The sequence below is a fragment of the Thalassomonas sp. RHCl1 genome (assembly GCF_947387555.1).
Taxonomy (GTDB): Bacteria; Pseudomonadota; Gammaproteobacteria; order Enterobacterales; family Alteromonadaceae; genus Thalassomonas.
Genome location: NZ_CANDNZ010000021.1, coordinates 59,854 through 72,565 on the forward strand (window position 1 = coordinate 59,854; position 12,712 = coordinate 72,565).

Consider the following 12,712-nt stretch of genomic DNA (forward strand, 5'->3'; position numbering starts at 1 on the left):
TGACGATCGAAAATGGTCGTCAGCTTCTTAGTTTGGTTAGTTTGATGCTACATTATTTAGCGTCGGCGCGGCTCATGTATTTCTGCTCGGCGGTATTCACTTTAACCTTGTCGCCGGTAGAAATGTATTCAGGTACCTGGATGATTAAACCGGTAGATAAAGTGGCCGGTTTGGTACGTGAAGTGGCAGAAGCGCCTTTAATGGATGGGTCAGTTTCAACAACTTCCAGATCAACGCTTGACGGTAAATCAAGGCCTGCCGGTGAACCGTCTACTAAAATTACCTGGATACCCTGGGTGTTCTCATCAATAAACATCACTTCATCGGCGATGCTTTCTTTATTGAGGTTATAAGGGGTGTAGTCTTCATTGTCCATAAACACCAGCTCATCACCGTCAAGGTAAGAAAACATCGCCTGGCGACGGATTAAATCGGCCAAAGTCAGCATCTCGCTGTCTTTAAAGGTATGGTCTACTTTTGCACCGGTCACCACATCGTACATGCGCATACGGTATAAGCTGCCACCGGCGCGACCCTGGGGTACAGAGCGCTCGATATCGCGGATAATATAAACACTATTGTTGTATTCGATTGCGGTATTCTTTTTAACTTCACTCGCCTTTGGCATGAGAAAATTCTTCCTAAAAATTATTGTGGGAGGAAAATACCATGTCCGGGATTTTATGCAAGTGGTTAACCGGCTAAGGCTTGATTTCTGTAGAGGTTTTTATATCTATATCCAGAGTATTAGTTGGAAACAAGTATCAAATTTGAAATATTAGAGATCTTGGCTGGAATATAAACTCAAAATAGGAAACTTACTTTCACCAAAAGAGACGGTGATCGACTGGGTTTCATTGCCCTCAAAATGTAATTTATACTCCAGCGGGCTGCGGCGCTTACCGTCGGCAAATAAGGCCATCAGGTGGTGCTGCTCCAGCATGCGGTTGCCGGAGGAGGTATTGGTCAGGGTGATCACACTCCAGCGCTCTCCCTGTTCGTTGCTCATCAGTACATAATTGATGATTTTAAAATCACTCTCTTTTGGTTTGATATCCCTGTCGTTGGGAAAAGACAAGTGCAGCTGGTTCGACAGTGAGCGGTCAACCGTTAAAGCTTCAGTGCCGTTTGCCAGGCTGGTAAATGAAAATATGGCTAACAGGGGGATAAGAGTCTTAATCATAATTTTTCTGGAATAATCTTAGTCTATTGTTTTTTAATAACTCATTAGCTTTAACCAGCTAATGGATGCATTTCACTCTATCACAGCCAAAATTTGAGTCATCAAATTAATTGTTCGTTTTTGTTTTTATATTAATAAGCGCTGATGAGCGCCCTAATCAGCTCTAATCCGGCTTTTAACTGTTGTCGGCTTTTAGCTGCGGTCAGGCTGACACGGATACATTGCGGGAATTGATGGCCTACCGCAAAGAGTGAGGCAGGCACTACGGCAACACCTTGCTGTTGGCAGCTTTGCGCAAAAATATCGGCATCAATTGGTACCGGCAGCCAGATATGGGAGCTGCAGTTTTGGTTGATAAGGCAGAAGCTTTTGGCAAAAACCTGATTAAAAAGTTGATACCTTTGTTTAATTTCTTGTTGCTGCCAGTGAAGCCGCTTACGGGCTGTGCCGTCATTAATCCACTGTTTGGCAATCTCGGCCATTAACGGACTCAGTTGCCAGCTGGTCACATGAGATTCGTTATCCATTTGTTTGATGATGTCATGCTCTCCTGCGAGGATGGCAAAACGTATTCCTGGGGCAACAGTTTTGGCAAAGCTGGTGATGAGTACCGAGTGACTTTTTATCGACTCAGATATCGGTGCAGTACTTGCCAGGGCACCGACCACGAATTCTTCAATAAACAAAATATCATGGCTTGTTATGACTTCAACAAAGGCTTTTTTACGTGCCTTGCCCATGCTACTTCCTGTAGGGTTTTGTAATGTTGGATCAGATACCAATACTTTGGCTTTGGTGGTTCTGATGGCGAGATCCAAGTATTCGGGCAGCATGCCCTGAGCATCCATCTTGATACCGTAGAGCTTTAATCCCAATACCCGGGCCACCGCCTTGATACCGGGGAAGGTCAGTTCATCCACCAATACGGTATCGCCTTTATCACAACAAGTTAATAAAGTGATCAGCAAGGCATTTTGTGCGCTGGTTGTGGTGATGCAAGCGGCCGGGGAAATATGATAGTCAAATTCAGCCAGCCAGTTTGCCGCAGCAATTTTCATTTCCTGCAAGGCCTGCGGGCTGTGGTAATTCAGCAGTTCACTGACACCGGCTTCACGGCTCAGCAGTGCCGTTAAGCTTGTTTCAAGATGCTTATCTGATGGACTTATCGCAGGAACATGGGTACTGAGATCGATAAGTTGATCTGCCTTGGTTTGTTTGAGCTCAAACAGGGCGGCCTCTGTGCTTTTCCCTAAAATAAAGGTGCCTCTGCCAACTTCGCCATAGATTAAATGGCGCTTGGTGGCTTCCTGAAAAGCCTTGGTGACTGTGCTGAGGTTGACCCCTAAGTGCCAGGCAAGCTGGCGCTGTGGCGGTAGTTTATCTCCTACTGCCAGTTCCCCCGAGCTGATGGCTTTGGCCATCGCCGATACCAGGCGTTGATATAAAGGACCAGTTTCCTGGTTCAGATCCGGTGACCACATTTTTATTGTCTGCCATACAATATAATCATTGAGCCATACAATTTCGCAGGCTAACATCAAAGTCAACTGATTTAGCGTATTTCACACAACAAAAAGGCCGTTTGCTATTATGTTTAGCCTGAAAGAACTCGAACAATCCACTGAACTTGTCCATCAGCATATTTTACCGACACCGCAATATAACTGGCCACAATTGTGTCAGGAGACTGAATGCGATGTTTGGGTAAAGCATGAGAATCATACCCCGACCACGGCTTTTAAAGTACGCGGCGGTATTGCTTTATTAAATCATCTTAACAGTCAGGCACAAAAGCCGCAGGGCATTATTTCGGCTACTGTGGGCAACCACGGACAAAGCCTGGCTTATGCCGGACAAAAGGTTGGTATGCCGGTGACCATAGTGGTGCCCGAAGGCAATAACGAAGATCAAAACCGTGCCATTAAGGGATTTGGCGCTAACTTGGTTATTTTCGGTCAGGACTTTGAAGCGGCCAGGCAGCACAGCCTGCAATTACAGCGTGAATACGGCTACCAGGCGATAGCCCCCTTTGAGCGTGAGCTGGTATTAGGTGTCGCCAGTTATGCGCTGGAATTTTTCTCTGCGGTGCAGGACTTAGACACGGTTTATGTGCCTGTTGGTATGGGCTCGGGAATTTGCGGCTTAATTAAAACCCGGGATTTACTTGGCCTGAAGACGAAAATTGTTGGTGTGGTCTCTGAAGGTGCGCCTACTTTTGCTTTATCTTTTGCAGCGGGCAGGGTGATCCCCACAGATAGCGTGAATACGATTGCCGATGGTGTCGCCACCCGTTCGCCGATACAAGCAGCGTTTGATATTATCAAGGCCGGGGCAGAGCGTATCGTGAAAGTCAGCGATGATGAGATTGCTTCGGCCATGTACCAGTATTATCAGAAAACCCATAACTTGGCAGAGCCTGCGGCGGCGGCCCCTTTGGCGGCGTTAACTAAAGAAAAACCGCAAATGAAAGGCAAAAAAGTTGGCCTGATATTAACCGGCGGTAATATTGATTTTGCCCGGCTGGTGAAATACGTCACTCCTTTTTGTTAGTAAAGCATTTGGTTAATTTGGTTGCTGAGTTATAAATATTTATTTTTATTGGATAAATTTATGTTGTATAAAAAAGTTGCCGGTCATTCCTTACTGGGATTGAAATTTATTTAGAAAAGCAAGTTTGTAAATCTTGTTTAATTCTAATCTTGCATTACGCTTGATGGAGCAATCTTATCAATTCTGGACTGGTTGATCTTGGCGGTAAAGGAATAATGGTTGTTATAAATAATACGCTGGGTGTTTTATTTGTTTTTTGCTTAGGCTTGAATTTCGAGCTTTCAGATCATGCTTGGTCTATTTTCTCGTGAATATAAGGCAACGGAAGATGCAAATAGAGTTATAGTCGGCAGAAAGAAACTTAGAAGCCGACTCCTTTCATCCCTTTTCTCTATGGGGCGTGCCGGATCTATTCTTGTTAGTGGTAATCGTGGGGTAGGTAAGTCTACGTTTGTTAATCTCTGTTTGTATGAGTATGAACAAGATGCAGTTAGGCGTGCTGGTACTTCATGTAGTGAGTCACCATTTGACTGGCTTGTGGTGGTTTTCTTTGTGTCTATTTGGGCATTTCTTTTTAATTTTATCGTAGAACTCGTTTTCTTTTTTGGGTGGTCAAAGAATGTTGCAGGGTTTTGGGTTGGGTTAATAGGAATTTCTTTGTTCTTGAGCATACTTATATATACAGGGCGGCGTGCTTATGCCCTTTGTAAGGCATGGGAGGACAGTAAGGAGTTTTATAGTAAATATTTTCCAATAAAAATTATCCATATATTTTTATTGACTCTGTTCCCCATTGCTCTACTTCTCATTTTTTTTAGTTTAGAACACTGTAATATAAATATAATGTGGCGTTTTGGGGGATTCGTTGCCCCTCTTTTTCTGCGTTATGTTTTTGAAAATCATTATTTGCTTCCTTGGTTTAAGGGGTTAGCAATCGAAGAAACTCCTGAAAGATTAGCTGCAATGCGCTTAATCCAATTCACTTATCCCTATCAGTTTAAAAAGTTTCTTTATCCGGTGCTCAAGATGCAAATCAATCTTGGCTTTAGCGAACCAAGCCATAAAGATGTAATCAATAGCATGCTTCTCGCCTTGCGCAAACAGTATTGTGATTGCTTTGTTTCTATTAATCCTAAGGTACTGTTGTCGTACTATCCGTGGACATTAACCTTGGCCATCTGCCTAACTGTGGCTTTCTCGACTTTAATATTTGAATGGAAATTAGGCGGTAAACCTCCCTCGTTGGCTCCTGCATTGGTTGTTCAGAAGAAAACTGCTGATGAATCGACTTTGATTGTTAAGCAAAAAGCAGAGGGAAAATCTGTTACGGTCGTTGAGCAGAAAATAAAGGGCAACTCAGTTCAGGTAGTTGAAGTAACGGCTGACGTTAAATTGACTTTAGTCGAACTACTTCCATGGATTGGGCAGGATTCATTTTTCTTTAAGACTATACATGAACAAGAAAAAAAGGCGGAAAACAGCTTACTCTCATTTCTCTTTTATTCAAAAACATCACCTAAAAGTACTTCAATCAAGATGTATCATGTCTTTACGTTCTTATTCGTTGTGTTAGCTCTTCAGCTTAGCCCATTAGGCCGTTGTCGTTGGACGCTTAAAAAATTGGATCGATTGATTGCCAGCTTAAATGCACATAGGGAACAGTCTGCTTCACAAAGTATCGGTTCTTCACGTGTTTTTCAAACGAAATCCAGAAAGCATATTTTTAGCCCCGATAATAGTCGGGATATTGAACGTAGTTTTATGGAGCTTATGGATGAAATAACTAACCCTTTCCCTTGGCTTGGCAATCGACAAATTGCAATACCCACACCTGTGCTAACTTTTGTTTTTGATGAACTTGATAAACTTGGTTTGATTAGTGCTGGTGAGCGAGCAGCAACAAATAAATCTCAGCCGGTTGATAAGCAAACTCAAATTGCATCAATTAATCGTTTGCTGTCAGATATGAAAAACCTGATCACTTCAACTCAAACGCGTTGTATTTTTATTGGTGACAGGGGGCTGTTTGATGAGTGGCTTGCCGATGAAAATGTGCGGAACCCTATGTTAATTAGCATTTTTGATTCACTTATTTATGTACCCTCCCTGTTGACAGATCCTGATGTGCTGGATAGCAATGATAGTGCCCCCAATATCATCCAACCAACGCGGGAGTTTATTGAAGCACAGGTTTTTCGGGCCGTGGAATTGCGGAAAAAAGTTGACCCTATAAAGTGCCCTTGTTCTCAGCTTTTTAAATTGCAATTTGATAATTTCAGAATTCCAAACATTTTTTGGCGAGAACAAAACTTGGGAATGGGAATTGATATAAATAATACTGATAACTGGTACCTGTTGTCCGTAACTGTGCCATCTATAATAGGTGATCTGCCTATAACAGGTAAGCTGAAGAAAGAGGTTGATGCCTGTAAAATAATTATGCCGGACTATCTGGCTTTTTGTGATTATCTTACTTATGTCGCCGCTGGTAATCCAAAGCGTATGTATGAAGTTTTTAGCCGCTATGTCGGGACGAAAGCAGGTGATGCTTCACAGCATGGTTTGACTTTTCTTGATGCAGATTTGCATGCTATTCCTATGTTCAGTGATATGTTTCGTCTGCTCATGGACTCTGTTGCTATTGATATAAGACAGAAAGAAGATAAGTTAGCCACTGCAATTTTTTATTTATCTAATTTTTTGTTGAAATTCCATGTTCGTGCTTTTTCCTGGAGTAACCTAGAGAAAATTGATGAGCTTACCGATATCCACCGGGCTCCCAATTTACGCAGGGTAATACATGACTTTGTTAATGATATATCAATACATTTGTTGCATCCCGTACGTTTTGGTATGTATCAATTCCGCTTTAAAAGTGATTTAGCTAATGAAATACGTTTTGTCTCCCAGTATTCTCCACATGATATGGCAGCATTGAACTTCAGCTTAGGAGAGTCGGCAGCGTTAAAACAAAGATTAGAGCGAGAGCTAAAACAGCAAAAAAATAACTTTGACCTGATTGCTGATCTTGGTGAATTAAATGAATTTGATCAGGAGTATGATATAGCCCGTAATAAATATCGTATTGCGGTCCACAAAATAGATAATAGGATGGAAGAGGTTTGTGGGGTTTCTTCTATGAAAGGTGCGTTGGCTGCTGTGAAGCAGCTTTCAAGATCTCAAATTGGTTGGCAATTAGTGATGAAACGGTTAAGGCTCAAATTGCAAATTGCTATGACCTATGAACTGGCGAGAAACTATGAGCCTGCGGAAGCCGCGTATAATGATGCCCATATCTATGCCAAAGATTTGATAAATGTACTCTATTCAGGATGGAACTCTAACCAAAGCTTTACTGGGCTCAGGGAGTCCGCACTCTTGTATCAGCCGATGTTTGCACTTGCCTGGATCAGTGAAAAGAAAAGACTCTCAGTAGAGTCAGGGACTCGGTTTATCGAACATTTACTTGCTGAGTTCAGGAATTTGACTGAGTTTACAAGAGATCTGGTGCCGTTTGAATCTAAAAAAGATTTAGCTCCTGGTTGGGCTCCTGCCAATCATGCATTAATTATGGCTGAGCTTCATCATAAAACAGGAGATCTCTACTTTTACCGTGGTCGTAATATAATACCTAGAAATTGTTATGAAAAAACAGAGGGAATTATAGGTGAAGACAGCTCGAAACCTTTAAATTCCATATTGTTGCGCGCTCAATTCCATTATGGCGTTTGTCTGCATTTTCTTCGAAAGTATGTTTTTTACAAAGGGAAAAGATATAAAACAGTAGAAGATAACTACTTGAGATTTAAGGAGCCCAAAGATAAAGATGGGCCTAAGGTTGAGGAGTTTAAAGAGAACATTCGACCTACCGATATTTCCTATCATTCTCGTAACGTATCGCGCTCCGTTGCTATTAGCCTGTTTGACTTTGGTGAATGTATGCTCTCTAAATTTTCATTTACTGAGATTAAAAAAGCTCCAAAGAAAAAAGAAAATAATTTACATGTCCAAGAAGAAGATTTAAAAAAACTGCTAAAAAAATGGTTTTACGATCCCTGTGTGGGTGATGAAACTATGCAGGAGCAGGAGTCAAAAAACTTTAGTAAAATACTTAACTGGTTTGGTGATCCATACCTTGCCCGTGACTGTGAGAAAAACTGGAGATCATTTCCTTTATCTGGTCTTACCAAAAGAAAATACCAGGCTAATGCAGCAATACAGAAAGTGGTGATGTACGTAGTCTGCATTGAGACAGGCATCAATTTCTTTGGGCTAAAAGATAATCGAACCCGGTTATGGCATGAACAACTTAGATACTGCCATACGCTTTGCAATATCGCCGCTATTGTTATTTATATGTGTGAAGACCATCCCGACCCTGACCTTATTGATTGGTCTAAGAGCCTTGAAGATAATGCTAAATATTTATTGGCTTATGTGATGTCTAAGGTGTTCAATAGCTTGCGAAAATTATTCCAAATCAGCCGTAAGGTATCTATAAACTATTACCGTGATTCTGTTATTTCACTATTGATGCGAGCTTGTTATCAGTATAGCTTGCTTGAGACTCTATCTAATAAATTACTTCTTCAATATAGCGAAGATACTGTTTTTATTGAGGGGATAGAAGATATGCGGGCAGAGTTAAGTTCATTAATGATTGTTGTTTTGAAGCAAAAAGATGTGTTCATACTTAAGCCGAAAATGGTGAATTTATTACAATCTTTACAGAAAAATCCTGCGAACTCTTCGTTTTACGTTTTGATTGCCATAGCTGAGCGAGCATTTGAAAAAGTTGAAAGCACTCATTTCCCTTTACTGTGTAAGACACGTTACTTTTGTTTAGCTTTAGAAGCTTATTCAAAAAGGTGTGATGTATTTTTTAAAAGTAACAAGTTATCATATTTGGCGAAGTATCATTTCGCTAATAAACTCATTGAAAAGAGTAATCTTTTGATTGATTTATTTCGTCGATATAATGCACCGTTCCATTTCACTCCATTTGCGCTTGCTTTCTCTTTGATGCACGTAAGTAACGTACTTGAATCATTTGAGGAATCTATTCTTTCGGAGAAAAGAGTCAGCCTGAAAATTGACTGTCTCTTTAAAATGATGATCAAATTTTATGATGATGAAAAGATTGATGGGGAAGATAAAGAAATCCTTAAAAATGAAGTACGTGAATCTTACGAAGAAAATAAATTAAAAGATGATAAAGACCAAGAGGGTCAAGCAATTGCTAAGGAAATTGGATCTCTGCGAAATAATATTAAACGCTTTTTGAATCAGTCCATTGAGATGTATTCGGCTCAGGCGGGTTACCATGATGCGATCTCCGATTTATATTACCTCTATGATGATTTTAATGACAGGGAATTACATCATGGGCATGCGAATCAGATGATGGGTTATCAATTGGCTGTTTTAATGGAAAAAAGGATAGATAACCTTATTCGTGAAAAAGAATAATTATTAAAGGCCTATAAGGCTTTAATAAATATTAGCTTTAAAGTGGGAAGAAGGAAACACAAAGCCTTATTCTCTGGCTCTGTGCAAAAAGCAATCCTTTAAAAAGTACTTAATATTAATAAAGGATTAAGTTGATTTTTTAAATACAAACACAAAGCGGTCGGTTTTACCGCGGATGCTGGGGTCAAACACCATCTTGGTATGGTCGTCATCCGGATTACGCAAGAAGTTACCTTCTTTTTCCAGTTCAAATCCTGCTGCCAGTATCTCTTTTTTGACTATGCTGCTCTGGATGCGGTGTAATTTCGGGTTATGTTTGCCGGGATTGGCTTCCATATCGATCACCACAAAAATTCCGCCGGGTTTTAACGCCTGCTTTAACTCTGCCAGTACCGCTTTTCGTTTCGACTCTTCCTGACCGTAGAGATCGTGATAGTTAAGCATCATAGTTGCGGCATCAATTTCATTGTTCAAATTAAAATCGCCAAATTCATGTTCAAAGCGGGTGACATTTTTCAGCCGGTTATTTTGCAGGCGCTTGGTAATTTCTTTATTAAAGCGGCCATCGAGCACGGTAAGGATAAAGTTATTGTTATGTGCCAGTACTTGTCCGCTTGGTCCTACCCGGTGTGAAAGTACTTCGGTGTAATAACCGCCGGAGGCAACCATATCCAGCACCTTCATGCCCGGCTTGATACCGGCAAATTGCATCACCTTTTGTGGTTTACGTCCGGCATCGCGTTTTCTGTCGGCTTCGGGGCGCGATTCCTGCTGCAGGACTTTGGCAAAATTCGCTTCATAGTTTTTGTCTGCAAGGGAATGTCCATGTTGAGTATGGGCATGAATCGTGGCGGCCGATAATATTGATGCACTGGCTAGAAATAAAGCTATGTTCTTTAGTTTCATGGACTTAACTCTCCGGTTTTATCGTTGGGTTATTGAAGTTTGTTTGCGGGTAAATGTCTTTATTGTGTTCGGCAGTGAGTTCGCCACTAAAATCTGACGGTTGGTGTTTGTCGATAAAATTAATCATGGCCAACCAGGCGATGAATACCATTAAAATGTTGGCGATACTGATACCGATAAACAGGCCGTGAAAATCAAACAGCAGGCTGCCAAGCAGGGCCAGTGGCAGCAAGATTAATATTTTGGCATTAAAGCCTAAAATGGCGGCGGTGGACTTACAGCCCATGGCATTAAAACAGGACATGGCCACCATCACACAGGCGCTGCCGATAAAGCTAAGCGGTACCCAGGTAAGATAAAATGCAATGCCGTCTTGTACGGCGATATCTTGGCTGAGCCAGCCACTGATGTTGTCTTGTCCAAAAAATAACATCAAAGCAACGACGAACTGAGTCAGGAGTAACATAATAAAACTATTGCTGATCAATGCTTTGACCCGTTTTATTTCCCCCGCCCACCAGTTTGTGGCAATCAGGCCCGGCAGGGAGGCGGTAAAGGCGACGGGGATCAAAAGGGCCAGGGCTTCTATGCGGATCACTATGCCAAAAGCGGCTACTTTATCAGCGCCAAGGCCTGCGATAATTAAGGTCAGCAGGCCGATACTGAGCGGGGTTAAACCTTGTTGAAATAAGGCGCCAAATCCGATGGCACTAAGCTGTTTAATTGTGTGCAACCAGGCGATTGCCTTTAAACCATACCGGGTCAAGCCAAACCTGTGCACCAGGGTGAAAACAGATATTAAGGCAAACAGCGCATCGCTGAGTAAATGCAGCTGGGCCACTGCCAGCAAGGGATTGCCTTGTCCTGTGCTTACGGCTAAATTTGCCGGGATTAGATCAAAAAATATTGCTGCAGCCATCAGCATTTTGCTCAGCATCCAGCCGCTTAACAGCCAGCTGGCCTGGTGAATATAACCCAGACTGCGAAAGATGCCGTTCACCTGCCAGATAATGGCGAGAAAGATCCAGCCGATAAAACGCAGCCGGGCGTATTCATTGACCCAGGGGGCAAGGTCGGGTCTGGCTCCCTGGTGAAAAGAGGCGGGAATGGCTGCGTAATCTATCCCCAGCAATTGGAATATCCAGGGAGTGAGCAGGTAAAAAACAGTACTGAGCAAGAGCACAAGCGCCGAGTTTACAAGCAGCGCCGCCAGGATATTGTGCTTGAGCGCGCTTTTATCGCTACTGACGGTTTTGCATATCCAATTATTGGTAGCGATGCTCCCGGCAATGGCTACGGCGGCTAGGGTTATGGTGAGCGGTGCGCTAAAGGCCAGCGCCGCCAGTGCCTGGGTGCCTGATTTAGAGACCAGACAGGTTTCAAATAAATCAAAGCTCACCAGTAAAAATATCGCCGGTAGCAGGGGCAAGGTCATGGCCAGTATCAGGTGCTTTACTCCGGTATTGAGCATCCAGTGTTGTTTGCATTTTTCCATAAAATAATAGGTCGTCTGTTATTTGCTTATTTTAAGTATTTCAGGCTGTTTTATGATTATTTATCACTGACCATAGCGTTATTAGCTTTGCTGTCTGTAGGTTTGATAAATTTCAGCACGAAACGGTCGGTGGCCTTGTTTTGCATGCTGTCCTCGAAAAAGGCGGCATCTCTTTTATCGGCTTTATTACGCAGTAAATCACTGGTGGCGGTTAACACAAAACCGGCTCGGGTAAACATCTCGATCACCAGCTGCTCGTCAATACGGTGTTTGCCTTTTAGGTTAACCGCATCTGTGTCACCACTGCCGGCGATGGCGGCATGATCTATCAGTCCTACCAGACCGCCGGGCTTAATATTGGCATATAAGGTGTTGATGACCTGCTCCACCGACGGTGTCATCCAGAAAAAGTCGTGAAAAACCAGCATTAGAAATGCCGCATCTAGTTTCTCCCGGGGCAGGTCTAAAGCATCTAATTCTTTATCCCAGCGGATCACATTGTTTAAGCGGTTGTTTTCAAGGCGTTGATTTACCGCCCGATCGGTTTGAAATTGGTAATATTTCTCGGTGTTTTGCATATACACCTGGCCGCCCGGGCCAACTATCCGGGATAAGAGCTCAGTGTAATAGCCGCCACCGGCGAGGATTTCCAGCACCTTCATGCCCGGCTGAACCTCAAACAGGGATAAAACTTCAGCAGGCTTTCTGTGTTCATCCCTGAGTTTATCTTTGGCCGGGCGCTGAGCGTGATTGATGGCCGAGATGATTACTGTGCCGGCGTTCTCTGTGCCCATCTGGCTGTTTGACTGGCGGTTGCAGGCGCTGAGCAATATCAGGGAACAGGTGACGGTAATGGCTTTAATAAAATTGTTCGTTGATAAGGTCTGAGTGAGCAATGCTGGCATAGAGTTTTTTCATTATTGTTTGGCTGTGGATAAGGGGAGCGGGCAAGGGAAAAAATTATTTCGCCGGGAAAGTTCTTTTTGTTAAAAGGAGTGTTACAAAGTATGTGATTGGCAACATTTGCTCGGTTTGGGTTACAACTTGATGTCGCTCAACTAATCTTGCTTTTTTATTTCAAAGTGAACTCCCATTATAGAATTTTGGTA

General features: G+C 42.5%; 8 protein-coding genes. 2 read left to right on the top strand and 6 right to left on the bottom strand.

Translation table 11 applies throughout. The annotated features are described in order from the left end of the window. Positions 1–52 precede the first annotated feature (52 nt). The 3 genes from yeiP to QL234_RS29900 all read right to left on the bottom strand — a co-directional run bounded on the left by yeiP (position 53) and on the right by QL234_RS29900 (position 2,721). On the bottom strand, positions 53–628 hold the full coding sequence (gene yeiP, locus QL234_RS29890) for an elongation factor P-like protein YeiP (protein ID WP_044833925.1): 576 nt from the start codon (positions 626–628) through the stop codon (positions 53–55). Positions 629–778: 150 nt separating this feature from the next. Further along, a complete protein-coding gene (locus QL234_RS29895) occupies positions 779–1,183 on the bottom strand; it encodes a hypothetical protein (protein WP_281561383.1) in 405 nt (134 codons plus the stop codon). A gap of 131 nt (positions 1,184–1,314) precedes the next feature. Then, complete coding sequence (locus QL234_RS29900; RefSeq protein WP_281561384.1) at positions 1,315–2,721, bottom strand: PLP-dependent aminotransferase family protein; 1,407 nt, start codon at positions 2,719–2,721, stop codon at positions 1,315–1,317. Positions 2,722–2,773: 52 nt separating this feature from the next. Here QL234_RS29900 and QL234_RS29905 point away from each other — a divergent pair, with 52 nt between their 5' ends. Both QL234_RS29905 and QL234_RS29910 read left to right on the top strand, forming a co-directional pair. After that, positions 2,774–3,733 carry a threonine dehydratase gene (locus QL234_RS29905; RefSeq protein WP_281561385.1) on the top strand — a complete coding sequence of 320 codons (960 nt, stop codon included), beginning with the start codon at positions 2,774–2,776 and terminating at the stop codon, positions 3,731–3,733. Between the two features lie 288 nt (positions 3,734–4,021). Beyond that, positions 4,022–9,202, top strand: a complete 5,181-nt coding sequence (locus QL234_RS29910; RefSeq protein ID WP_281561386.1) for an ATP-binding protein — start codon at positions 4,022–4,024, stop codon at positions 9,200–9,202. 126 nt (positions 9,203–9,328) lie between these two features. Here the strand turns inward: QL234_RS29910 and QL234_RS29915 are convergent, their stop codons facing one another. The 3 genes from QL234_RS29915 to QL234_RS29925 are packed head-to-tail and all read right to left on the bottom strand — an operon-like array spanning position 9,329 to position 12,508. Further along, positions 9,329–10,108: a class I SAM-dependent methyltransferase gene (locus QL234_RS29915; RefSeq protein ID WP_281561387.1), complete on the bottom strand. Its 780-nt coding sequence runs from the start codon at positions 10,106–10,108 to the stop codon at positions 9,329–9,331. Positions 10,109–10,112: 4 nt separating this feature from the next. Further along, positions 10,113–11,603 (bottom strand): MATE family efflux transporter, encoded by a 1,491-nt coding sequence (locus QL234_RS29920; protein WP_281561388.1) that lies wholly within the window; start codon positions 11,601–11,603, stop codon positions 10,113–10,115. 56 nt (positions 11,604–11,659) lie between these two features. After that, positions 11,660–12,508: a hypothetical protein gene (locus QL234_RS29925; protein ID WP_281561389.1), complete on the bottom strand. Its 849-nt coding sequence runs from the start codon at positions 12,506–12,508 to the stop codon at positions 11,660–11,662. Between the last annotated feature and the right edge of the window lie 204 nt (positions 12,509–12,712).